Origin of the sequence: Citrobacter sp. Cb004, from assembly GCF_030337065.1 — a bacterium.
GTDB lineage: Bacteria > Pseudomonadota > Gammaproteobacteria > Enterobacterales > Enterobacteriaceae > Citrobacter > Citrobacter braakii.
The window spans coordinates 19,721-43,861 of sequence record NZ_JAOWCH010000063.1; the positions used below are offsets into that span (position 1 = coordinate 19,721).

The following is a 24,141-nucleotide window of genomic DNA, read 5'->3' on the forward strand; positions in this document are numbered from 1 at the left end:
ATACTCAGTCTTTATCGATCCGGCTGGCAACGGCGCCCTGCTGATCGCGATACTTTGCATCCTGACGACGGTTGTAAGGTCGCGCCGCCGGACCGGAAAGCGGTTCGAAGCTTAATGCGCCAATCGGCATGCCAGGACGCAGGGCCAGCGGTAGTTTTCCGGAGTTGTAAAACTCCAGTACGATGCAGCCAGACCAGCCCGGATCGATACGGTGTGCGGTGACGTGTACCATCAGTCCCAGACGCGCCAGCGAAGAACGGCCATCTAACCAACCCACAAGATCGGAAGGCAGCGTCACGGATTCGAACGTCACTGCCAGCGCCAGTTCGCCCGGATGCAGGAAAAATGCCTCGCCGTCTTTGAGGACGATTTCATCACTCATCACGCGATCCAGCGCGGCGCTGACTTCATCTTTCGGTCCGCTCAGATCGATATACGCCGCCGTATGCCCGCGGAACGTACGGAATTTGTTGCCAAGGCGCACATCTACCGTGGCGCCGTTGATTCGCTCGACAGGAGGGCGTGGATTGATCGACAGACGACCTTGATCCAACCAGGCTTCAATATCTCGGTCACATAAACGCATGGCACTTTCTCCTTTCGTGCTTCAACCCCTTAATGCCAGGTGCATTAAGGGTGAACCAGGTTATCACTGAACGGTACACAATTCGCTGAACTTATTCAAAGAACTGACTGATTTTAGCCTTCAGAATATCGATGGCGATGCGGTTTTTACCCCCGCGCGGCACAATGATGTCGGCGTATTGTTTTGAAGGCTCAATAAATTGCAGGAACATCGGACGGACGGTTTTCTGATATTGCGCCATCACTGAATCCATTGAACGACCACGTTCGTTCACATCGCGCTTGATACGGCGCATCAGGCAAATATCCAGCGGGGTATCAACAAAAATAGAGAAGTTCATCTCATCACGCAAACGCGCATCCGTCAGCAGCAAAATGCCTTCCAGGATGATGACTTTCTTGGGTTCGATATGAATAGTGTCTTGCGTGCGCGTGTGCTCAACGTAGCTGTACACTGGCAGCTCAATGGCACTACCGCGTTTCAGCGTTTGCAGATGTTGGAACAGCAGGCTGTGATCCATCGCGTTCGGATGGTCGTAGTTGGTTTTTACACGCTCTTCCATCGATAGATGGCTTTGATCTTTGTAATAGCTGTCTTCGGGAATAACGCCAATATGTTCGTCACCGACTTGTTCACGCAATTCGCGATAAAGAGTACTGGCAATAAGACTCTTGCCGGAAGCCGATGCGCCGGCAATGCCGATAATGACGCACTGATGGGACTGATCAGTCATAAATTTAGCGACCTGATTAACCTGGATGTTAGGAAGGGCGGCGCCGAAACGCCAAACGCGGCAATTATAGGGATTTCAGCGGCGCGACGCCAGCCCAGGCTGCACCAATGCCTTCCCTGTCGCAAATTAAAACGGTCATATTTAAAGCATGCGCTACATTTATTCGCCAGCCTTAGTAATTAATAGCTTGAGAGTGTTAATTTATGAGCAGCTGGCGTATAAATTGTAAATTATTTGTACTAGCATAAACCCAGATTAAATGTGATGCGTCCGGCATCTCTACTGGGCGACAACGGCTATTTGGGTAGAGTGGTAATGAGTAAACAATCCCAACATGTTTTAGTTACCTTACCTCATCCTCTACTGCGCCTGGCCAGTTTAGGTCTGGTGGCTTTCATCTTTACGCTGTTCTCGCTGGAACTGTCTCGTTTCGGTGCGCAGCTGGCGCCGCTGTGGTTTCCGACCTCAATCATGATGGTGGCTTTTTACCGTCATGCGGGAAAAATGTGGCCGGGGATCGCGCTGGCGTGCTCATTGGGTAACATCGCGGGTTCTTTGCTCTTCTTCCCCGGAGAGTCGCTTAGCTTTACCTACACGGCCATCAACATTATTGAGGCTGTCGTGGGGGCAATGTTATTGCGCAAACTGCTGCCCTGGTACAATCCTTTACAAAATCTCAACGACTGGGCGCGCCTGGCATTCGGCAGCGCAGTGGTCCCTCCGCTGCTGGGCGGCGTATTACTCTGGTTATTATTACCGCAAGAAACGTCGTTAAATACCTTCCTCATTTGGGTGCTGTCAGAATCCATCGGCGCGCTGGCGCTGGTACCATTAGGTTTACTGTTTAAGCCACATTATCTGCTGCGCCACCGCAATCCGCGATTACTGCTTGAAACTCTGATTACGCTTCTGGTGACGTTAACGTTCAGTTGGCTGTCGATGATGTTCATTCCATGGCCGTTTACCTGCGTTATTGTCCTGTTGATGTGGAGCGCTGTCCGTCTGCCGCGTATGGAGGCGTTTTTAATTTTCCTCAGCACCGTGATGATGGTTTCGCTGATGTTGGCCGCTGACCCTTCGCTGCTCTACACCCCCAAACAGAACATGATGACCAGCATACCGTGGCTGCCGTTTTTGATGATCCTGTTGCCAGCCAATATGATGACCATGGTGATGTACGCGTTTCGGGCAGAACGCAAGCACATCTCAGAAAGCGAAGCGCGCTTTCGCAATGCTATGGAATATTCCGCAATTGGCATGGCGCTGGTCGGGACCGAGGGGCAATGGCTACAGGCCAATAAAGCCTTGTGCCAGTTTCTGGGCTATAGCCAGGAGGAGCTACGTTCGCTCACCTTCCAGCAATTAACCTGGCCGGAAGATTTGAACAATGACCTCGAACAGTTAAACATGCTGGCGCGCGGGGAAATTAACAGCTATTCCATGGAGAAACGCTATTACACGCGCGCAGGCGAGGTGGTATGGGCCTTGCTGGCCGTTTCGCTGGTGCGCCATAGCGACACCACCCCACTCTACTTTATTGCGCAGATTGAGGACATTAACGATCTGAAGCATACCGAGTGGATGAACAAACGGCTGATGGAGCGCATTACGCTCGCTAATGAAGCCGGGGGGATCGGCATTTGGGAATGGGAACTGCAGCCTGATGTGATCAGCTGGGATAAGCGTATGTTCGATCTCTACGAAGTCCCGGCACATATCAAGCCCAGCTGGCAAGTCTGGTATGAATGCGTTGTGCCTGAAGATCGCGAACACGCCGAAAATGTGATTCGCGATTCGCTGGCCGCACGAGCCCCGTTTAAGCTTGAGTTTCGTATCGCAGTAAAAGGTGGCATACGGCATATCCGCTCGTTGGCCAACCGGGTACTGAATAAAGACGGTGAAGTTGAACGCTTACTTGGCATCAATATGGATATGACCGAGGTGAAGCAGCTCAACGAAGCGCTGTTTCAAGAAAAAGAGCGTTTGCATATTACGCTGGACTCCATCGGCGAGGCGGTGATTTGTATTGATGTCGACATGAATGTGACCTTTATGAATCCGGTCGCTGAGAAAATGAGCGGCTGGCAGCAGGAAAACGCAATTGGCATTCCGCTCCTGACGGTACTGCGTATTACTTTCGGCGATAACGGTCCGCTGATGGAAAATATCTACAGCGCCGACATGTCGCGTAAGGCAATGGAACAAGAAGTCGTCCTGCATTGTCGCAACGGCAACAGTTATGACATTCAGTACAGCATCACGCCCCTCAGTACCCTTGATGGCGGCAGCATTGGCTCGGTGCTGGTCATTCAGGATGTCACCGAGTCACGTAAGATGCTGCGCCAGCTTAGCTACAGCGCTTCGCATGACGACCTGACGCAGTTGGCCAATCGGGTCAGCTTTGAAAACCATCTCAAACAGTTGCTGCATACGGTACACGACGCGCACCAGAGTCATGTGCTGGTTTTTATCGATCTTGATCGTTTTAAAGCGGTGAACGATAGCGCAGGGCATGCCGCTGGCGATGCCCTGCTGCGCGAACTCTCTTCACTGATGCTAAGCATGCTGCGGTCCAGCGATATGCTGGCGCGCCTTGGCGGCGACGAGTTTGGTCTGTTGCTGCCGGATTGTAATATCGAAAGCGCCCGCTTCATCTCAGGTCGCATCATCAGTGCTATTAACGATTACCACTTCATGTGGGATGGCCGCTTGCACCGCATTGGCGCCAGTGCGGGAATTACGCTGATTGATGACAAAAACCATATTGCGACTGACGTCATGTCTCAGGCGGATATCGCCTGCTACGCGGCGAAAAACAGCGGACGTGGGCGTGTCTGCGTCTATGAACCCCAGCAAAGCCAGGCGCATGCCGCGCGTAGCCAACTGTCATTGGACGAACAAAAGCATACCATTACGCACAGCCCGATGCTGATGATCGCCAGAGGCGTGGCTTCTCCACGTATACCTGAGACGTTTAGCTTCTGGCTTATATCGCTACGCTTAGGGACCGCTGAAGGCGAAGTGATTGAAGAGCAGACATTCCGTACCGGGCTGGTCGATCCCACATTGAATCAAGCGCTCGACCGTCGGGTATTCAGCGAATTCTTCCAGAATGCTGCCCCGGCAGTCGCCAGCAAAGGCCTCAGTGTTGCGCTCCCCCTTTCCGCCGCCGGGCTGCTCAATTCAGAACTTGTTGATGAGCTGCTGGAACAATTGCAACATAGCCCGTTACCGCCACGCCTGCTGCACCTGACCGTTCCGGCCAGCGTCATCAAAACGAATCCAACGCAGGCGATATCCGCCCTGCATCGGCTACGTCAGTTCGGTTGTCGAATTGTGTTAAGTCAGGTCGGTCGTGATTTAGAGCTTTTTGACAATCTGAAATACCACATTGTCGATTACCTGTTGCTTGACAGCGAGTTAAGCGCCAGCGCTCACGGAGACCTGATTGACGAGATGTGGGTGTCCATTATCCAGGGCCATGCCCAGCGTCTGGACATTAAAAGCATCGCCGGTCCGGTGCAGTTGCCGCTTATTATGGATGCGCTTTCCGGCATCGGTATTGATATGATTTATGGCGACATTATTGCCAACGCCCAACCGCTGGATCTGCTACTGAATACCAGTAATTTCGCCATCAACTGACGGTTGCCAGCCATCCGTGTACCAGATATGCAAGAGTGCATAGGAGCGCCAGGGTTTCCAACGCTCTGCATACCGCCGGATCTGGGCTGGCGTCATGCCGGGAAAACGCTGTTTAATCAGATAATCATCCGGCAAAAAAACATCCTTCGCCTGCCAACCACGCAGCGCAAAATAGTTGGCGGTCCAGCGCCCTATTCCGGGAAACGTTTGTAGTTGCTTAACACCTTGCTCAATATCGTCAGGCGCTACTGTCGCAAGCGTTCCTTCAAGCGTTGCACGCGCCAGGTGAATCAACGCTTCAGCGCGTTTGAGCGGCATCCCTAACGCTTTCAGGTGCAGCGGTTCGGCGTCAGCAAGCGCTTCAGGCATGGGAAAACAAACATACCCTGGCGCATCCTCCAGCGTGTCGCCATAAGCATGCGCGACTTTCGCTGTCAGTTTTGCCGCCATAGCCACGCTGACTAACTGCCCTAAAATCGCCCGTACCCCTTGCTCAAAAGCATCGACACATCCCGGCAGGCGCAGTCCCGGACGCGCCGCACCAAGGCTTCCCAGCGCGCTGACAATTTGCTGCGGGCAACAGGTAAGATCAAACAAACGGGTTATTTTCGCCAGGCACTCGGGGGCGGCGGGTTGTAATCCCGAACTTAACGTCACGTGTAGCACATTGACATGCAAATCCGGTACGACGCGCACCAGACCCCGATGCTCCCCTACGGACAGGCTTCTGGTATAACTCAGTTCCTCCACCGTTTCGACACCGTCAACCGCACGGGCGGCAAGAAATCCCAGCATCCAGGGCCAGTCATAAGGCGGTTGCCAGCTCAGCGCGAACATTCAGTTTTCCTTTTTATGCAAACCTACAGCATAAACGGTATTCAATCGATGCGCCTTGCTTTCATATTCCAGTTGTCGGAGCGTCAACATTTCGTTAAAGTCACGCCCCTTCTTCACTGGCATGGGGATTTTTACGGTGTTTATTGGTTTTGACTACGGTACGGCAAACTGTTCAGTGGCCGTTATGCGTGACGGGCAGCCTCACCTGCTCAAAATGGAAAATAACAGCACGCTTCTGCCTTCAATGCTGTGCGCGCCAACGCGCGAAGCGGTCAGCGAGTGGCTGTATCGCCATCACGACATCCCAACCACGGACGACGAAACGCAGGCGCTGCTTCGCCGCGCGATGCGCTATAACCGCGAAGAAGACATCGACGTTAACGCCAACAGCGTGCAGTTCGGTCTGGCATCGCTGGGTCAATATATTGAAGACCCGGAAGAGGTGTACTTCGTTAAATCGCCAAAATCATTTTTGGGTGCCAGCGGTCTGAAGCCGCAGCAGGTTGCGCTGTTTGAAGATCTGGTCTGCGCGATGATGCTGCACATACGCAACCAGGCACAAAATCAGTTGCCGGAAGCCATCACCCAGGCCGTTATTGGTCGTCCCATCAACTTCCAGGGGTTAGGGGGCGATGACGCCAACGCCCAGGCGCAGGGTATTCTTGAACGTGCGGCTAAACGCGCCGGTTTTCAGGATGTCGTCTTCCAGTACGAGCCGGTAGCGGCTGGTCTGGATTACGAAGCCACGCTGCAGGAAGAAAAACGCGTGCTGGTGGTGGATATTGGCGGGGGTACAACCGACTGTTCACTGCTGCTGATGGGGCCGCAATGGCATCAGCGCGCCGATCGCGAAAACAGCCTGCTGGGGCACAGCGGCTGCCGCGTTGGCGGGAACGATCTGGATATTGCGCTGGCGTTTAAACATCTGATGCCGCTGCTCGGTATGGGGGGAGAAACGGAAAAAGGGATCGCCTTACCTATCCTGCCCTGGTGGAACGCGGTCGCGATCAACGATGTTCCCGCGCAAAGTGACTTCTACAGTAGCGCCAACGGTCGCTTGCTCAACGATCTTGTCCGTGACGCGAAAGAAGCCGATAAAGTCGCCCTACTGCTTAAAGTCTGGCGCGAGCGTCTGAGCTATCGCCTGGTGCGCAGCGCAGAAGAGAGCAAAATCGCGCTTTCCGATCAGACCATTGTGACGGCGGCGATACCGTTTATCAGCGACACGCTGGCAACCGATATCAGTCAACACGGGCTGGAAGCTGCGCTCAATCAGCCCCTGGCGCGCATTCTGGAGCAGGTTCAACTGGCGCTTGAAAACGCGCAGGAAAAACCGGACGTGATTTACCTGACCGGCGGTAGTGCGCGTTCGCCGCTGATTAAAAAAGCCCTCGCCCAGCAACTTCCCGGGATTCCGATCGCGGGGGGCGATGATTTCGGTTCCGTTACTGCCGGACTGGCCCGCTGGGCTGACGTTGTTTTCCGCTAAGCGGCTCGCATGCTGAAAAGTACGCGTATTGACATCACCATTGCTGTAGCTTATTTACAGGAATGAGGGTTAGGGAGGGCTTCTCCTCCCCCTGGTGTCTTAGTAAGCCGGTAAGCTAATCACTAAGAGTATCACCAGGATGATGACCTGCTTCATCATAACCCTTTCTCTATTTTGGCCCCTTCCTCGGGAGGGGCTTTTCCGTTCCAGCGTCCCGCTGAAATCTCTGGCTCTCCTCCTTTTTGCCTTGTCAGCACTCTAACGCACAATCACGTATTCGCTATCTTCACCACCGATTGTTGCGTAACGCTTCGCAAAGCCGCATCAGCATTCAGACGAATCCCGACAGTGTTTCATAATTCCTCCATTTTTCTCCCTTGTTCGCTGGCTAAACTAGTATCATTCCGCGAATCGTTTCAGGATGAGAAACTTATAACAATGAAAGGCAGTAAAAAATCCCGCTGGGTGATAGCAATCGCGATCGTTGTGGCCACCGTCGCCGCCATCTGGTTCTGGCAAAGCCGTAACGACGCCCAGGAAAACGCACCGGGCGCGACCAAACCAGCGCAGCACACGCCAGGTTCGGGACGGCGTGGAATGCGCTCCGAGCCGTTGGCTCCCGTTCAGGCTGCCACCGCCGCCATGGAAGCCGTTCCGCGTTACCTGACAGGGCTGGGTACCATTACTGCCGCAAATACCGCCACGGTACGTAGCCGGGTGGATGGTCAGCTCATTGCCTTACACTTCGAGGAAGGACAGCAGGTAAAAGCCGGCGACCTGCTGGCAGAGATAGATCCCAGCCAGTTCAAAGTTGCTCTGGCTCAGGCGCAAGGCCAACTGGCCAAAGATAAAGCCACGCTGGCAAATGCCCGTCGCGATCTTGCCCGCTATCAACAGCTGGTGAAAACTAATCTGGTCTCCCGCCAGGAGCTGGATGCCCAGCAGGCGCTGGTAAATGAAACGTTAGGGACAATCAAAGCCGATGAAGCCAGCGTCGCCAGCGCCCAATTGCAGCTTGACTGGAGCCGGATAACCGCGCCTGTAGAGGGGCGTGTCGGTCTGAAGCAGGTCGACGTCGGTAACCAAATTTCCAGCGGCGATACCACCGGAATCGTCGTCATTACGCAAACCCATCCTATCGACCTGATATTCACCTTGCCTGAAAACGACATTGCCACCGTGTTGCGGGCGCAAAAATCGGGGACTCCGTTAAAGGTCGAAGCCTGGGACCGAACCAATTCGCAAAAACTGAGCGAAGGCGTCCTGCTCAGTCTCGACAATCAGATTGATGCCACGACCGGAACCATCAAAGTTAAAGCCCGTTTTGACAATCAGGATGATGCTTTATTCCCTAACCAGTTCGTTAACGCCCGCATGCTGGTCGACACGGAACAAAACGCCGTGGTGATCCCAACGGCCGCCCTGCAGATGGGCAATGAGGGCCATTTTGTCTGGGTGCTGAACAGCGAGAATAAAGTGAGCAAACATCTGGTTAAACCAGGTATTCAGGATAGCCAAAAAGTAGTGATCGCCGCAGGGTTGTCCGCAGGCGATCGGGTCGTAACCGACGGTATTGACCGCTTGACGGAAGGCGCAAAAGTAGAAGTTGTAGAGGCGCATGACGCCTCAGCTCAGGACGAGAAAACTGCGCCCCGCGGATACGGCAAAAAAGGAGCTAACTCCTGATGCAGGTGTTACCTCCGCACAACACAGGCGGGCCATCACGCCTGTTTATTCTGCGACCTGTCGCCACCACGCTGCTGATGGTCGCGATTTTGCTTGCCGGTATTATCGGTTATCGTTTCCTGCCGATCGCTGCCTTACCGGAAGTCGATTACCCCACGATTCAGGTCGTTACGCTGTACCCGGGCGCCAGCCCGGACGTCATGACCTCGGCGGTAACCGCGCCGCTTGAGCGTCAGTTCGGACAGATGTCCGGCTTAAAACAGATGTCCTCGCAAAGTTCCGGCGGCGCATCGGTCGTCACGTTGCAGTTTCAACTGACACTCCCGCTGGATGTTGCCGAGCAGGAAGTTCAGGCTGCGATTAACGCCGCCACCAATTTATTACCGGGCGATCTGCCCAATCCGCCAGTCTACAGCAAGGTAAACCCGGCAGATCCACCGATCATGACGCTGGCGGTCACGTCCAGCGCCATGCCGATGACGCAGGTGGAAGATATGGTCGAAACCCGCGTCGCGCAGAAAATCTCTCAGGTTTCCGGTGTCGGTCTGGTAACACTTTCCGGCGGGCAACGACCGGCGGTCCGCGTGAAGCTTAACGCACAGGCTATTGCCGCACTCGGTCTGACCAGCGAAACCATCCGTACAGCCATTACCGGGGCTAACGTCAATTCGGCAAAAGGGAGTCTTGATGGCCCAACGCGTGCTGTCACCCTTTCCGCCAACGACCAGATGCAGTCCGCAGACGAATATCGCCAGCTCATCGTGGCCTATAAAAACGGTGCGCCGGTTCGTCTGGGCGATGTCGCCACCGTCGAACAAGGGGCAGAAAATAGTTGGCTGGGCGCATGGGCCAATAAGCAACAAGCCATTGTAATGAATGTTCAGCGCCAGCCTGGGGCGAACATCATCTCCACGGCAGACAGTATCCGTCAAATGCTGCCGCAGCTCACCGAAAGCCTGCCCAAATCAGTTAAGGTCAGCGTGCTTTCGGATCGTACGACCAATATTCGTGCGTCCGTTGCAGACACCCAGTTTGAGCTAATGCTGGCGATTGCGCTGGTGGTGATGATCATCTACCTGTTCCTGCGCAATATTCCGGCGACGATTATTCCTGCGGTCGCCGTTCCATTGTCGCTCATCGGTACTTTCGCGGTGATGGTATTTCTTGATTTCTCCATCAATAACCTGACCCTAATGGCGCTAACCATCGCGACAGGATTCGTAGTGGATGACGCTATCGTGGTTATCGAGAATATTTCACGCTATATCGAAAAAGGCGAAAAACCGCTGACTGCCGCCCTGAAGGGGGCTGGTGAGATTGGTTTTACCATCATCTCTCTGACATTTTCGCTAATTGCCGTGCTGATCCCGCTGTTGTTTATGGGTGATATCGTTGGCCGATTATTCCGCGAGTTTGCCGTTACGCTGGCCGTGGCAATTCTGATTTCCGCCGTCGTCTCGCTCACCCTCACGCCGATGATGTGCGCGCGCATGCTTAATCAGGCCTCGTTGCGCAAGCAAAACCGCTTTTCCCGTGCCTCGGAGCGTATGTTCGATCGCGTCATTGCCGGGTACGGTCACTGGCTGGCAAAAGTGCTGAACCATCCGTGGCTCACGCTGGGCGTGGCGCTCGGCACGCTGGCACTGAGCGTTATGTTATGGGTCTTTATCCCCAAAGGATTCTTCCCGATCCAGGACAACGGCATCATCCAGGGTACGCTGCAGGCGCCGCAGTCCAGTTCATTTGCCAGCATGGCCCAGCGCCAGCGCCAGGTTTCCGATGTCATCCTTCAAGATCCGGCGGTAGAGAGCCTGACCGCTTTTGTCGGCGTGGATGGTACTAATCCGGCATTAAACAGCGCGCGTCTGCAAATCAACCTTAAGCCGCTGGACGATCGCGACGATCGCGTGCAGAAAGTGATCGCACGCCTACAGGACGCGGTTGACAGAGTACCCGGCGTTGATCTCTATCTTCAGCCCACCCAGGACCTGACGATTGATACCCAGGTCAGCCGGACGCAATATCAGTTTACGCTGCAAGCAACGTCCCTTGATGCCCTCAGCACCTGGGTTCCACAGCTGTTAGAAAAACTACACCAGCTACCGCAACTGTCCGATGTCAGTAGCGACTGGCAGGACAAAGGGCTGGTGGCGTATGTGAACGTTAATCGCGATAGCGCCAGCCGTTTAGGCATCAGCATGGCGGATGTCGATAACGCCCTGTACAACGCCTTCGGCCAGCGACTGATTTCAACCATCTACACCCAAGCCAACCAGTATCGCGTCGTGTTAGAGCATGACACCAATAGTACGCCGGGGCTTGCTGCACTGGACACTATCCGTCTGACCAGCAGCGACGGCGGCGTGGTTCCGCTTAGCGCAATCGCCAGCATTGAACAGCGTTTCGCTCCGCTGTCGATTAACCACCTCGATCAGTTCCCGGTCACCACCATCTCGTTCAACGTACCGGACGGTCATTCGCTGGGCGATGCGGTGCAGGCAATTCTGGATGCCGAAAAAACGCTCAATCTGCCAGCAAATATTACCACCCAGTTCCAGGGCAGTACGCTCGCTTTCCAGGCCGCACTGGGTAATACCATCTGGTTGATTGTGGCTGCGGTTGTCGCGATGTATATCGTCCTCGGCGTGCTGTATGAGAGCTTTATTCACCCGATTACCATTCTCTCCACGCTACCCACGGCGGGCGTCGGCGCCCTCCTGGCGTTAATGATTGCCGGCAGTGAACTGGACGTCATCGCGATTATCGGCATTATTTTGCTCATCGGTATCGTCAAGAAAAACGCCATCATGATGATCGACTTCGCCCTTGCCGCGGAGCGCGAACAGGGCATGACCCCACGCGACGCTATTTTCCAGGCCTGTCTGCTGCGTTTTCGCCCGATTCTGATGACTACGCTGGCGGCACTGCTCGGTGCGTTGCCGCTGATGTTAAGTACCGGCGTGGGGGCCGAATTACGTCGTCCATTAGGAATTGGTATGGTCGGTGGTCTGCTGGTAAGCCAGGTATTAACCCTGTTTACCACCCCGGTGATTTATCTGCTGTTTGACCGTCTGTCGCTGTACGTGAAAAGCCGCTTCCCGCGCCAGGAAGAGGAAGCGTAAATGAAATTTTTCGCGCTTTTCATTCATCGTCCGGTGGCGACCATTCTCATTTCGGTGGCCATCACCCTGTGCGGGATACTGGGCTTTCGTCTGCTGCCGGTAGCTCCGCTGCCGCAGGTGGATTTCCCGGTGATCATGGTCAGCGCATCATTACCCGGCGCTTCCCCTGAAACGATGGCGTCTTCGGTAGCCACCCCGCTGGAGCGCTCACTGGGGCGCATCGCGGGCGTGAACGAAATGACCTCGAGCAGTTCCCTTGGCAGTACGCGCATTATTCTTGAATTCAAATTCGACCGTGACATCAATGGCGCGGCGCGGGATGTTCAGGCCGCGATTAACGCAGCGCAAAGCCTGCTACCCAGCGGCATGCCAAGCCGCCCCACGTACCGCAAAGCCAACCCTTCCGATGCGCCAATCATGATCCTGACGCTCACGTCGGACACTTACTCGCAGGGTGAGCTGTACGATTTCGCATCAACCCAATTAGCACAGACCATCGCGCAAATCGACGGCGTGGGTGACGTCGACGTTGGGGGCAGCTCTCTGCCTGCCGTGCGCGTAGGGCTTAATCCGCAAGCGCTGTTTAATCAGGGGGTGTCGCTGGACGACGTGCGTAGCGCGATTGCTAACGCCAATGTGCGTAAGCCGCAGGGAGCTATCGAGAATGATACCCATCGCTGGCAGGTACAAACCAACGATGAGCTGAAAACCGCCGCCGAGTACCAGCCTATTATCATCCACTACAATAACGGCGCTGCGGTGCGGCTGGGCGATGTTGCGTCTGTGAGCGACTCGGTGCAGGACGTACGTAACGCGGGGATGACCAACGCTAAACCGGCTATCCTGCTGATGATCCGCAAGCTGCCAGAAGCCAATATTATTCAGACGGTAGACAGCATTCGGGCCAAATTACCGGAGTTACAAACGCTGGTCCCGGCCGCCATCGATCTGCAAATTGCCCAGGACCGTTCACCGACCATTCGCGCCTCGCTGGAGGAAGTCGAACAGACGCTGATTATCTCCGTTGCGCTGGTTATTCTGGTGGTCTTTGTTTTCCTGCGCTCCGGGCGCGCGACCCTGATCCCTGCGGTAGCGGTTCCGGTCTCGCTGATCGGTACCTTTGCCGCCATGTATCTGTGCGGGTTCAGCCTGAACAACCTGTCATTAATGGCGTTGACCATTGCCACGGGATTTGTCGTAGATGACGCGATCGTGGTGCTGGAAAATATTGCCCGCCACCTGGAAGCGGGAATGAAGCCACTGCAGGCGGCGCTACAAGGTACGCGCGAAGTGGGATTCACGGTGCTCTCAATGAGCCTGTCGCTGGTAGCGGTGTTCCTCCCGCTGCTGTTAATGGGCGGATTGCCTGGGCGCTTGCTGCGCGAATTTGCCGTCACGCTGTCAGTTGCTATCGGTATCTCGCTGCTGGTGTCGCTGACATTGACGCCAATGATGTGTGGCTGGATGCTCAAATCCAGCGCCCCGCGTGAACAGTCTCGTAAACGAGGTTTTGGTCGTGTGCTGGTGGCACTGCAACAGAGTTACGGCACTTCGCTTAAATGGGTGCTGCGCCATACGCGACTGGTGGGCGTGGTGTTACTTGGCACCATTGCGCTGAATATCTGGCTTTATATTTCCATCCCCAAAACTTTCTTCCCGGAGCAAGATACGGGTGTGTTGATGGGGGGGATTCAGGCCGACCAAAGCATCTCTTTCCAGGCGATGCGCGGCAAACTGCAGGACTTTATGAAGATCATCCGCGACGACCCGGCGGTGAATAACGTCACCGGTTTTACCGGCGGTTCCCGGGTTAACAGCGGGATGATGTTTATCACCCTCAAGCCACGCGATGAGCGCGGTGAAACCGCTCAGCAGGTGATCGACCGCCTGCGCGTCGCGCTTGCAAAAGAGCCTGGCGCGAATCTGTTTCTGATGGCGGTGCAGGATATTCGCGTCGGCGGCCGCCAGGCCAATGCCAGCTATCAATACACATTGCTTTCCGACGATCTGGCGGCACTGCGCGAGTGGGAACCGAAGATCCGTAAGGCGCTTGCCGCCCTGCCCCAACTGGCGGATGTCAACTCAGATCAGCAGGACAATGGCGCGGAAATGAACCTGGTCTACGATCGCGACACCATGTCTCGTCTGGGGATCGACGTTGCAGCCGCTAACAGCCTGTTGAACAACGCTTTTGGACAACGGCAAATTTCAACTATTTATCAACCGATGAACCAGTACAAAGTGGTGATGGAGGTCGATCGACGTTACACCCAGGACATCAGCGCGCTGGATAAAATGTTCGTCATCAACAATGACGGTAAGGCAATCCCGCTATCGTACTTTGCCAAATGGCAACCGGCGAATGCCCCGCTGTCGGTAAACCATCAGGGCTTGTCCGCTGCCTCAACCGTGTCGTTTAACCTGCCAACAGGTTCTTCACTGTCAGAGGCGACAGAGGCTATCAACAGAACCATGACCCAGCTCGGCGTCCCCTCCACGGTTCGCGGTAGCTTTGCCGGCACGGCACAGGTATTTCAGGACACCATGAACTCACAGGTGATCCTGATTATCGCCGCCATCGCCACGGTCTACATCGTTCTGGGTATGCTGTATGAAAGCTATGTTCATCCCCTGACCATTCTCTCCACGCTACCTTCAGCTGGCGTCGGGGCTTTGCTGGCGCTGGAGCTGTTCAATGCCCCGTTCAGCCTAATCGCCCTGATAGGGATAATGCTATTAATTGGCATTGTGAAGAAAAATGCCATCATGATGGTCGATTTTGCGCTGGAAGCGCAGAGAAATGGCAAGCTGCAGCCAGAAGAAGCCATTTTCCAGGCCTGCCTGCTGCGCTTTCGCCCAATCATGATGACCACGCTGGCGGCGTTATTTGGCGCGCTGCCGCTGGTGTTATCCGCCGGGGATGGCTCCGAACTACATCAACCTTTGGGGATAACCATTGTCGGCGGGCTGGTCGTGAGTCAACTCCTGACGCTGTACACCACGCCCGTGGTCTATCTCTTTTTCGACCGTCTGCGTCTGCGTTTTTCGCGTAAAAACAGCAAACCGGTAGCAGAGTTATGACAGAACTTCCCGACAGCACCCGCTGGCAACTTTGGATTGTGGCATTCGGCTTTTTTATGCAGTCACTGGATACCACCATCGTGAATACTGCGCTTCCCTCGATGGCGGCAAGCCTCGGGGAAAGCCCGTTACACATGCATATGGTCATTGTGTCATATGTTTTAACCGTTGCTGTGATGCTGCCCGCCAGCGGATGGCTGGCGGACAAAGTTGGCGTGCGTAATATCTTCTTCACCGCCATCATCCTGTTTACGCTTGGCTCGCTGTTTTGCGCCGGGTCCAGCACACTCAACGAGCTGGTGATGGCGCGCGTCTTACAAGGCGTTGGCGGTGCGATGATGGTACCGGTCGGCAGGCTAACGGTGATGAAAATCGTCCCGCGTGAGCAATATATGGCGGCGATGACGTTTGTCACATTGCCCGGTCAGATTGGCCCGCTACTGGGACCGGCATTAGGCGGTATTCTGGTTGAATACGCCTCCTGGCACTGGATATTTTTGATTAACATTCCGGTTGGTATTGTCGGCGCGATAGCGACGTTAATGCTGATGCCCAACTACACCATGCAAACCCGACGCTTCGATCTCTCCGGATTTGCGATGCTGGCAGTCGGCATGGCGGTACTGACGCTGGCACTTGATGGCAGTAAAGGAACCGGCATCTCCAGTATCTCGCTGGCAGCGTTGGTTATCTGCGGAGTGCTGGCTATTGCGCTGTATCTGAAACACGCCCATCGTAATCCACGCGCGCTGTTCAGCCTGAATCTGTTTCGCACACCGACCTTCTCGCTGGGTCTTTTCGGCAGTTTTGCCGGACGCATCGGTAGCGGTATGCTGCCGTTTATGACGCCGGTGTTTTTACAAATAGGCCTCGGTTTTTCCCCCTTTCATGCCGGGCTGATGATGATCCCGATGGTGCTCGGCAGTATGGGCATGAAGCGCATTGTGGTGCAGGTCGTTAACCGCTTTGGCTACCGTCGCGTACTGGTCGCTACAACGCTTGGCCTGTCGCTGGTCAGTCTGCTGCTGATGACCACCGCGCTGCTCGGCTGGTATTACGCCCTGCCCTTCGTACTGTTCTTACAGGGAATGGTCAACTCAACGCGCTTTTCATCCATGAACACCCTGACGTTAAAAGACCTGCCTGACGATCTCGCCAGCAGTGGTAACAGCCTGCTGTCAATGATCATGCAGCTGTCGATGAGTATCGGGGTGACCATCGCGGGACTGCTGCTAGGCATGTTCGGTCAGCAGCATAGCGTCATCGACAGCGGAAGTACGCATACCGTCTTTATGTATACCTGGCTGTGCATCGCATTCATTATCGCGCTGCCTGCCATTATTTTTACCCGCGTGCCGAACGACACGCAAACCAACGCGGTGATTTCACGGCGCAAAAGGAGCACCTGATGAAGTTCTGGCGGCCCGGTATCACCGGCAAACTGTTTCTGGCGATTTTCGCCACCTGCATCGTATTGCTGATCAGCATGCACTGGGCCGTACGCATAAGCTTCGAACGCGGTTTTATTGACTATATCAAGCACGGTAACGAACAGCGGCTGCAAATGCTCAGCGACGCATTAAGCGAGCAGTATGAACAGCACGGCAACTGGCGATTCTTACGCAATAACGATCGGTTTGTTTTTCAGATCCTGCGCTCTTTTGAACACGACAACGACGATGATAAACCCGGCCCCGGCATGCCGCCGCACGGCTGGCGTACGCAGTTTTGGGTTGTCGACCAAAATGCCCGCGTGCTGGTCGGTCCGCGTGCTCCGGTCCCCCGTGACGGTATGCGCCATCCGATCCGCGTCAACGGTAGCGAAGTCGGTGCCGTGATTGCCTCTCCCGTGGAACGCTTAACGCGCAATACGGATATCAATTTCGACATGCAGCAAAGACGTTCCAGTTGGCTCATCGTCGCGCTCTCCACGATCCTGGCGGCGCTGGCAACGTTTACGCTGGCGCGCAGCCTGCTGGCCCCGGTCAAGCGGTTAGTGGAAGGCACGCACAAACTGGCGGCTGGCGATTTCACCACTCGCGTTGCGCCGACCAGTACGGATGAGCTGGGCAAGCTGGCGCAGGACTTCAACCAGCTTGCCAGTACGCTGGAAAAAAACCAGCAGATGCGTCGTGACTTTATGGCCGATATTTCTCACGAACTGCGTACGCCGTTAGCGGTGTTGCGCGGTGAACTGGAGGCCATTCAGGATGGCGTACGCCAGTTCACCCCTGACTCCGTTGCCTCTTTGCAGGCTGAAGTGGGTACGCTCACCAAGCTGGTGGACGATCTGCATCAGCTCTCCATGTCCGATGAAGGCGCGCTGGCCTACCAGAAAACATCGCTGGATCTCATCCCGCTGTTGGAAGTGGCAAGTGGCGCATTTCGTGAACGCTTTGCCAGCCGTGGACTGACGATACAACTTTCACTCCCGGACAGCATGACGGTATTTGGCGACAGGGATCGTCTGATGCAGTTGTTCAACAATCTGCTGGAAAACAGTCTGCGCTACACCGACAGCGGCGGCGGGCTGCACATCAGCGCCGAACAACGCGAGCGTATGGTTTTATTAACCTTCGCTGATTCCGCTCCCGGCGTAAGTGACGACCAGTTACAGAAGCTGTTTGAACGCTTTTATCGCACCGAAGGCTCGCGTAACCGTGCCAGCGGTGGTTCCGGGCTGGGGCTGGCAATTTGCGTCAATATCGTACAGGCGCATAATGGTCTGATTCGCGCCGCCCATTCGCCTTTTGGCGGGGTGAGCATTACAGTAACATTACCGCTGGAACGCGATTTACAGAGAGATGTATGACTGAGTTACCCATTGATGAAAACACGCCGCGTATTCTGATCGTGGAAGACGAGCCCAAGCTGGGGCAACTGCTTATCGACTACCTGCGCGCGGCAAGCTACGCTCCTACGCTCATCAGCCATGGCGATCTGGTTCTTCCTTACGTGCGTCAGACGCCGCCCGACCTGATCTTGTTGGATCTGATGCTGCCTGGTACCGACGGCCTGACTCTGTGCCGGGAAATCCGCCGATTCTCTGAAGTCCCCATCATGATGGTAACCGCCAAGATAGAAGAAATTGATCGCCTGCTGGGGCTGGAGATCGGTGCGGATGATTATATTTGCAAACCCTACAGCCCGCGTGAAGTTGTTGCTCGCGTGAAGACGATTCTGCGCCGTTGCAAGCCGCAGCGCGAACTGCAACAGATGGATGCTGACAGCCCGTTGATCGTCGATGAAGGTCGTTTTCAGGCGTCCTGGCGTGGGAAAATGCTCGACTTAACGCCTGCTGAATTTCGCTTACTCAAAACGTTGTCGCATGAACCGGGAAAAGTGTTCTCCCGTGAACAGTTGCTCAATCATCTCTATGACGATTACCGTGTCGTTACCGACCGAACCATCGACAGCCATATCAAGAACCTGCGACGCAAGCTGGAATCGCTGGATGCGGAGCAGTCGTTTATCCGCGCGGTCTATGGCGTAGGGTATCGCTGGGAAGCCGACGCCTGTCGAATTGCGTAAACACTCCCGTCCTGCAGGACTCCGCGGCTTCGTGGAGTTCTGTTGACTAGCAACTCTCCAAATATCGCTCATACTCTTTGTGGCAACACTGTCGTCAATAACTGTTTGATATAAAACTTTAATCAAGGAGTTCATATGGCTGGTTGGTTTGAATTAAGCAAGAGTAGCGATGATCAGTACCGCTTTGTTCTTAAGGCTGGAAACGGGGAAACGATCCTTACCAGTGAGCTTTACACGACAAAAGGCGCGGCAGAAAAAGGGATCGCATCTGTCCAGGCTAACAGCCCTCTGGCCGAGCGTTACGAGAAAAAAACGGCAGCTAATGGCAAATTGCATTTCAATCTGAAAGCAGCAAACCACCAGATTATTGGTAGCAGTCAACTGTATGCGAATGAACAGTCGCGCGAGACCGGTATTGCTTCAGTTAAGACCAATGGTGTAACTCAGACGATAAAAGATAAAACCTGATAATGACTCGCTCAGCCGGGTAACGCCACGCTGTCGCCCGGCGTTTTTCTTTACCTGTCTTCCCCGCAGCGCTACAATGCCCGCCCTTAATATGGGGGCACTCCCCTAACCGCCTCATTGAGTGAGGCGAGTCTGACCTGTCATCAGAACGAGAAAATTATGTTTAAACCGGAACTCCTTTCCCCGGCGGGAACGCTGAAAAACATGCGTTACGCTTTCGCCTATGGCGCAGACGCTGTATATGCGGGCCAACCGCGTTACTCACTGCGCGTACGCAACAACGAATTCAATCACGAAAACCTGCAGCTAGGCATTAATGAAGCCCATGAACTGGGTAAAAAATTCTATGTGGTGGTTAATATTGCCCCGCATAACGCCAAGCTGAAGACCTTCATTCGTGACCTGAAACCGGTGGTGGAAATGGGGCCGGATGCACTGATCATGTCCGACCCCGGTCTGATTATGCTGGTGCGCGAAAACTTCCCTGACATGGACATTCACCTTTCAGTACAGGCTAACGCCGTAAACTGGGCGACGGTGAAATTCTGGAAGCAGATGGGATTGACCCGTGTGATCCTGTCCCGCGAACTGTCGTTGGAAGAAATTGAAGAGATCCGCACCCAGGTGCCGGATATGGAAATTGAGATCTTTGTTCACGGCGCGCTGTGCATGGCTTACTCCGGCCGCTGCCTGCTCTCTGGCTACATCAACAAGCGTGACCCAAATCAGGGTACCTGTACCAATGCCTGCCGCTGGGAATACAACGTGCAGGAAGGCAAAGAAGACGTGGTGGGCAATATCGTGCATAAGTACGAGCCTATCCCGGTACAAAATGTTGAGCCGACGCTGGGTATTGGCGCGCCGACTGACAAAGTCTTTATGATCGAAGAAGCCCAGCGTCCGGGTGAGTACATGACCGCGTTTGAAGACGAACACGGCACTTACATCATGAACTCGAAGGATTTACGTGCCATTGCCCACGTTGAGCGCCTGACTCAGATGGGCGTGCATTCGCTGAAAATTGAAGGCCGTACTAAATCATACTATTACTGTGCACGTACCGCGCAGGTTTATCGCAAGGCCATTGATGATGCCGCTGCCGGGAAACCGTTCGACCCGCAACTGCTGGAAACGCTGGAAGGTCTGGCGCATCGCGGTTACACCGAGGGGTTCCTGCGCCGCCATACGCATGACGACTATCAGAACTACGAATACGGCTTCTCTGTTTCCGAGCGTCAGCAGTTTGTCGGCGAATTCACTGGCGAACGTAAAGGTGAACTGGCGGCTGTGCTGGTGAAAAATAAATTCACCGTCGGCGACAGCCTGGAGCTAATGACCCCACAAGGCAACATCAACTTTACCCTCGAACAGATGGAAAACGCGAAAGGCGAAGCGATGCCGGTTGCGCCGGGCGATGGTTACACCGTGTGGATGCCTGTACCGGAGGATATCGATCTGAATTATGCATTGTTGATGCGTAATTTTGCCGGTGAGTCCACGCGCAACCCACATGCTAAGTAGTTAATTACGGTTATTTTTCAGCGTTCGGAAGATTCTTAGAAATCGATCACATACCGCTTCGTTCATTAAGGGTATTATCCCATCCGCTGAAAAACATAACCCATAAATGCTAGCTGTACCAGGAACCACCTCCTTAGCCTGCGTAATCTCCCTTACGCAGGCTTATTTTTTGCCTGCCGTTTAATCCCCCCTATTCAAATCACGACTTTCAGGCGAAAAAAAACCGGGCATTACGCCCGGTTCATTAGGTGGTTAGATATTAATGCGCTGCTTCTGGCTTGTGCTTTTGCGCACTCTGGAAACCATAGGTCAGCTCATTTTTCTCTTTATCCAGCGCAACGGTCACCTGACCGCCATCCACAAGCGAGCCGAACAGCAGTTCGTTAGCCAATGGTTTTTTCAGGTTATCCTGGACAACGCGCGTCATCGGGCGTGCACCCATTGCGCGGTCATAGCCCTTCTCAGCCAGCCAGTCGCGGGCTTCCTGACTCACTTCCAGAGAGACACCTTTTTGATCCAACTGAACCTGAAGTTCGACGATAAACTTATCAACAACCTGATGAATCACCTCAGTAGAGAGATGATCGAACCAGATAATGTTGTCGAGACGGTTACGGAATTCCGGCGTAAACACTTTTTTGATTTCGCCCATCGCATCAGTACTGTTGTCCTGATGAATCAGCCCAATCGATTTACGCTCGGTTTCACGCACGCCGGCGTTGGTGGTCATGACCAGCACCACGTTGCGGAAATCCGCTTTACGCCCGTTATTGTCGGTCAGCGTACCGTTATCCATCACCTGCAGCAGCAGGTTAAAGACGTCCGGATGCGCTTTTTCGATTTCATCCAGCAGCAGTACCGCATGCGGATGCTTAATGACAGCATCTGTCAGCAAACCGCCCTGGTCGAAACCGACATATCCCGGAGGCGCACCAATCAGGCGGCTGACGGTGTGACGTTCCATATACTCGGACATATCAAACCGCAGCAGCTCAATACCCAGCGCTTTGGACAACTGCACCGTGACTTCGGTCTTACCTACACCAGTCGGTCCGGCAAACAGGAACGAACCGACAGGTTTATGCTCGTGTCCCAGACCAGCACGGCTCATTTTGATCGCTTCAGTCAGCGCCTCAATGGCTTTATCCTGTCCGAATACCAGCATTTTCAGACGGTTGCCCAGGTTTTTCAGCGTATCGCGATCGCTCTGCGAAACGCTCTTCTCCGGGATCCGCGCAATGCGGGCCACGACGGACTCGATATCCGCCACGTTGACGGTTTTCTTGCGCTTGCTGACCGGCATCAGACGCGCCCGCGCGCCCGCCTCATCGATCACGTCAATCGCTTTGTCCGGCAGATGACGATCGTTAATGTATTTCACCGCCAGTTCGACCGCTGCACGCACCGCTTTGGCGGTGTAGCGAACGTCATGGTGCGCTTCGTATTTCGGCTTCAGACCGTTGATGATCTGCACGGTCTCTTCAACCGACGGCTCAGTGATATCGATTTTCTGGAAACGGCGTGCTAGCGCGCGGTCCTTTTCAAAGATATTGCTGAATTCCTGATAGGTTGTGGAGCCTATCACACGGATTTTACCGCTGGAGAGCAACGGTTTGATCAGGTTAGCTGCATCCACCTGGCCGCCCGATGCCGCACCCGCGCCGATAATGGTGTGGATCTCATCGATAAACAGAATGCTATTAGTATCCTGTTCCAGTTGTTTCAGCAGCGCCTTAAAGCGTTTTTCAAAATCGCCACGGTATTTGGTACCCGCCAGCAGCGAGCCGATATCCAGAGAGTAAAGGGTACAATCAGCCATCACTTCCGGCACGTCGCCCTGGACGATACGCCAGGCGAGGCCTTCCGCAATAGCGGTTTTACCGACGCCAGACTCACCCACCAGCAGCGGGTTGTTTTTTCGACGACGGCACAGTACCTGAATGGCGCGTTCCAGCTCTTTGTCCCGGCCAATGAGCGGATCAATTCCGCCCACACGGGCAAGCTGGTTAAGGTTAGTCGTGAAGTTCTCCATACGGTCCTCCCCGCCAGCTTGCTCTTCGTTATTCGGCTGATTACCAGAGTCAGAGGACTGACTTGGTTCGTCTTTGCGCGTGCCATGAGAAATAAAATTCACCACATCAAGGCGACTCACTTCATGCTTACGCAGCAGATAAGCCGCCTGAGATTCCTGCTCGCTGAAGATGGCGACCAGCACATTAGCACCGGTAACTTCATTGCGCCCGGAGGACTGAACATGAAAGACCGCGCGTTGCAACACACGCTGAAAACTCAACGTGGGCTGCGTGTCGCGCTCTTCTTCACTGGCAGGCAATACGGGTGTGGTTTGTTCAATGAAGGCTTCGAGTTCCTGACGCAGCGCCACCAGATCCACAGAACACGCTTCCAGCGCTTCGCGGGCCGATGGGTTACTGAGCAATGCCAGTAGCAAGTGCTCGACGGTCATAAACTCATGTCGGTGCTCGCGCGCTCTGGCGAAAGCCATGTTTAAACTGAGCTCCAGTTCTTGATTGAGCATAGGCACCTCCCCCAATATTTATGCCTGCATTTAGGCTTTTTCTAGCGTACACAGCAACGGATGCTCGTTCTCCCTCGCATACTTGTTCACCATCGCAACTTTGGTTTCAGCCACTTCGGCAGTGAATACGCCGCAAATCGCTTTACCTTGATAGTGAACGGCAAGCATCAGTTGCGTTGCACGTTCTACATCATAAGAAAAGAATTTTTGTAACACGTCAATAACAAACTCCATCGGAGTGTAATCATCATTGACTAATATCACTTTATACATAGATGGCGGTTTTAGCGCGTCGCGCAATTTATCTTCCGCCAGCAGATCGAAATCCAGCCAGTCGTTAGTCTTACCCATTGTCAGTCGTCATCTTCAGTTACGGTTTCCGGCAGAAAATCTTGCCGCTGACAAGCAGCCTATGCGCACAATCAATCTACCTCAAGTATTAGATAACTATCATCTATTAGTGCCATCCGCGACATCTGTCACATAACCGACAATAGCGTTAACTGCTTCAAATTTTGATGCATTTTTACCCTATTCCGTCAGCCTGGCGCTTGACGCCTCGCCTGATTTCTCTAAATTGTAGTTTCGAGAGTTGGCGAGGTTTTGAACAGCCCCCACTCCGCCACCGGTTCATTCCATCTTACTTATATAAGATTTACGAAGGATGTCGAAGCATGGAAACGGGTACTGTTAAGTGGTTCAACAACGCCAAAGGGTTTGGTTTCATCTGCCCCGAAGGCGGCGGCGAAGATATTTTCGCCCATTACTCCACCATTCAGATGGATGGTTACAGAACGCTAAAAGCCGGGCAGTCTGTCCAGTTTGATGTCCACCAGGGGCCAAAAGGCAATCATGCCAGTGTCATCGTGCCTGTCATTGAAGCAGAAGCTGTCGCATAGCTCTTCT

17 protein-coding genes are annotated in these 24,141 nt (G+C 54.1%); 11 read left to right on the plus strand and 6 right to left on the minus strand.

What is annotated here, in order from left to right:
- Window positions 1–4: 4 nt before the first annotated feature.
- Window positions 5–586 (minus strand): dCTP deaminase, encoded by a 582-nt coding sequence (dcd, locus tag OGV65_RS15050; protein WP_016153598.1) that lies wholly within the window; start codon window positions 584–586, stop codon window positions 5–7.
- Window positions 587–677: 91 nt separating this feature from the next.
- Window positions 678–1,319: a uridine kinase gene (udk, locus tag OGV65_RS15055; protein ID WP_003036776.1), complete on the minus strand. Its 642-nt coding sequence runs from the start codon at window positions 1,317–1,319 to the stop codon at window positions 678–680.
- Window positions 1,320–1,634: 315 nt separating this feature from the next.
- Between udk and OGV65_RS15060 the strand changes: the two genes are divergently transcribed.
- A complete protein-coding gene (locus tag OGV65_RS15060; protein WP_032931985.1) occupies window positions 1,635–4,964 on the plus strand; it encodes a diguanylate cyclase in 3,330 nt (1,109 codons plus the stop codon).
- On the opposite strand, the gene alkA is transcribed toward OGV65_RS15060, so the two are convergent.
- The gene (gene alkA / locus OGV65_RS15065; protein WP_279265666.1) at window positions 4,932–5,801 is read right to left on the minus strand and encodes a DNA-3-methyladenine glycosylase 2; all 870 of its coding nucleotides are present in this window, start codon (window positions 5,799–5,801) and stop codon (window positions 4,932–4,934) included. The genes OGV65_RS15060 and alkA overlap by 33 nt on opposite strands.
- Before the next feature lie 136 nt (window positions 5,802–5,937).
- Here alkA and yegD point away from each other — a divergent pair, with 136 nt between their 5' ends.
- On the plus strand, window positions 5,938–7,290 hold the full coding sequence (yegD, locus tag OGV65_RS15070; RefSeq protein WP_046275425.1) for a molecular chaperone: 1,353 nt from the start codon (window positions 5,938–5,940) through the stop codon (window positions 7,288–7,290).
- 99 nt (window positions 7,291–7,389) lie between these two features.
- Here the strand turns inward: yegD and OGV65_RS15075 are convergent, their stop codons facing one another.
- Complete coding sequence (locus OGV65_RS15075; protein ID WP_109017525.1) at window positions 7,390–7,449, minus strand: type I toxin-antitoxin system Ibs family toxin; 60 nt, start codon at window positions 7,447–7,449, stop codon at window positions 7,390–7,392.
- A gap of 279 nt (window positions 7,450–7,728) precedes the next feature.
- Between OGV65_RS15075 and OGV65_RS15080 the strand changes: the two genes are divergently transcribed.
- From OGV65_RS15080 to trhP, 8 genes are all read left to right on the plus strand, one after another.
- Window positions 7,729–8,976 (plus strand): MdtA/MuxA family multidrug efflux RND transporter periplasmic adaptor subunit, encoded by a 1,248-nt coding sequence (locus OGV65_RS15080; protein WP_286455123.1) that lies wholly within the window; start codon window positions 7,729–7,731, stop codon window positions 8,974–8,976.
- Window positions 8,976–12,098 carry an MdtB/MuxB family multidrug efflux RND transporter permease subunit gene (locus OGV65_RS15085; RefSeq protein WP_016153603.1) on the plus strand — a complete coding sequence of 1,041 codons (3,123 nt, stop codon included), beginning with the start codon at window positions 8,976–8,978 and terminating at the stop codon, window positions 12,096–12,098. Before OGV65_RS15080 ends, OGV65_RS15085 begins: the two co-directional genes overlap by 1 nt.
- Window positions 12,099–15,179 carry a multidrug efflux RND transporter permease subunit MdtC gene (gene mdtC, locus OGV65_RS15090; RefSeq protein WP_286455124.1) on the plus strand — a complete coding sequence of 1,027 codons (3,081 nt, stop codon included), beginning with the start codon at window positions 12,099–12,101 and terminating at the stop codon, window positions 15,177–15,179.
- Window positions 15,176–16,588: an MFS transporter gene (locus OGV65_RS15095; protein ID WP_286455125.1), complete on the plus strand. Its 1,413-nt coding sequence runs from the start codon at window positions 15,176–15,178 to the stop codon at window positions 16,586–16,588. The genes mdtC and OGV65_RS15095 overlap by 4 nt, the downstream gene beginning before the upstream one ends.
- The gene (gene baeS / locus OGV65_RS15100) at window positions 16,588–17,991 is read left to right on the plus strand and encodes an envelope stress sensor histidine kinase BaeS (RefSeq protein WP_016153606.1); all 1,404 of its coding nucleotides are present in this window, start codon (window positions 16,588–16,590) and stop codon (window positions 17,989–17,991) included. Before OGV65_RS15095 ends, baeS begins: the two co-directional genes overlap by 1 nt.
- Window positions 17,988–18,710: an envelope stress response regulator BaeR gene (gene baeR / locus OGV65_RS15105; RefSeq protein ID WP_019077149.1), complete on the plus strand. Its 723-nt coding sequence runs from the start codon at window positions 17,988–17,990 to the stop codon at window positions 18,708–18,710. The genes baeS and baeR overlap by 4 nt, the downstream gene beginning before the upstream one ends.
- 135 nt (window positions 18,711–18,845) lie before the next feature.
- Window positions 18,846–19,178: a YegP family protein gene (locus tag OGV65_RS15110; RefSeq protein ID WP_019077150.1), complete on the plus strand. Its 333-nt coding sequence runs from the start codon at window positions 18,846–18,848 to the stop codon at window positions 19,176–19,178.
- Between the two features lie 159 nt (window positions 19,179–19,337).
- Window positions 19,338–20,699: a prephenate-dependent tRNA uridine(34) hydroxylase TrhP gene (gene trhP, locus OGV65_RS15115; RefSeq protein WP_006683890.1), complete on the plus strand. Its 1,362-nt coding sequence runs from the start codon at window positions 19,338–19,340 to the stop codon at window positions 20,697–20,699.
- Between the two features lie 259 nt (window positions 20,700–20,958).
- On the opposite strand, the gene clpA is transcribed toward trhP, so the two are convergent.
- Together clpA and clpS are read right to left on the minus strand one after the other, a co-directional pair.
- The gene (gene clpA / locus OGV65_RS15120; protein WP_016153651.1) at window positions 20,959–23,235 is read right to left on the minus strand and encodes an ATP-dependent Clp protease ATP-binding subunit ClpA; all 2,277 of its coding nucleotides are present in this window, start codon (window positions 23,233–23,235) and stop codon (window positions 20,959–20,961) included.
- 30 nt (window positions 23,236–23,265) lie between these two features.
- Window positions 23,266–23,586, minus strand: coding sequence for an ATP-dependent Clp protease adapter ClpS (clpS, locus tag OGV65_RS15125; protein ID WP_003036810.1), 321 nt, complete (start codon window positions 23,584–23,586; stop codon window positions 23,266–23,268).
- Window positions 23,587–23,909: 323 nt separating this feature from the next.
- On the opposite strand from clpS, the gene cspD reads away from it, so the two are divergent.
- Window positions 23,910–24,134, plus strand: coding sequence for a cold shock-like protein CspD (gene cspD / locus OGV65_RS15130; protein WP_003036813.1), 225 nt, complete (start codon window positions 23,910–23,912; stop codon window positions 24,132–24,134).
- The last annotated feature ends 7 nt before the right edge of the window (window positions 24,135–24,141 follow it).

Coding starts and splice junctions, on each gene's coding strand:
- baeR (WP_019077149.1), top strand. CDS start 17,988: ATGACTGAGTTACCCATTGATGAAAACACGCCGCGTATTCTGATCGTG.
- OGV65_RS15060 (WP_032931985.1), top strand. CDS start 1,635: ATGAGTAAACAATCCCAACATGTTTTAGTTACCTTACCTCATCCTCTA.
- udk (WP_003036776.1), bottom strand. CDS start 1,319: ATGACTGATCAGTCCCATCAGTGCGTCATTATCGGCATTGCCGGCGCA.
- dcd (WP_016153598.1), bottom strand. CDS start 586: ATGCGTTTATGTGACCGAGATATTGAAGCCTGGTTGGATCAAGGTCGT.
- cspD (WP_003036813.1), top strand. CDS start 23,910: ATGGAAACGGGTACTGTTAAGTGGTTCAACAACGCCAAAGGGTTTGGT.
- trhP (WP_006683890.1), top strand. CDS start 19,338: ATGTTTAAACCGGAACTCCTTTCCCCGGCGGGAACGCTGAAAAACATG.
- OGV65_RS15080 (WP_286455123.1), top strand. CDS start 7,729: ATGAAAGGCAGTAAAAAATCCCGCTGGGTGATAGCAATCGCGATCGTT.
- alkA (WP_279265666.1), bottom strand. CDS start 5,801: ATGTTCGCGCTGAGCTGGCAACCGCCTTATGACTGGCCCTGGATGCTG.
- clpA (WP_016153651.1), bottom strand. CDS start 23,235: ATGCTCAATCAAGAACTGGAGCTCAGTTTAAACATGGCTTTCGCCAGA.
- baeS (WP_016153606.1), top strand. CDS start 16,588: ATGAAGTTCTGGCGGCCCGGTATCACCGGCAAACTGTTTCTGGCGATT.
- OGV65_RS15110 (WP_019077150.1), top strand. CDS start 18,846: ATGGCTGGTTGGTTTGAATTAAGCAAGAGTAGCGATGATCAGTACCGC.
- clpS (WP_003036810.1), bottom strand. CDS start 23,586: ATGGGTAAGACTAACGACTGGCTGGATTTCGATCTGCTGGCGGAAGAT.
- OGV65_RS15085 (WP_016153603.1), top strand. CDS start 8,976: ATGCAGGTGTTACCTCCGCACAACACAGGCGGGCCATCACGCCTGTTT.
- mdtC (WP_286455124.1), top strand. CDS start 12,099: ATGAAATTTTTCGCGCTTTTCATTCATCGTCCGGTGGCGACCATTCTC.
- OGV65_RS15095 (WP_286455125.1), top strand. CDS start 15,176: ATGACAGAACTTCCCGACAGCACCCGCTGGCAACTTTGGATTGTGGCA.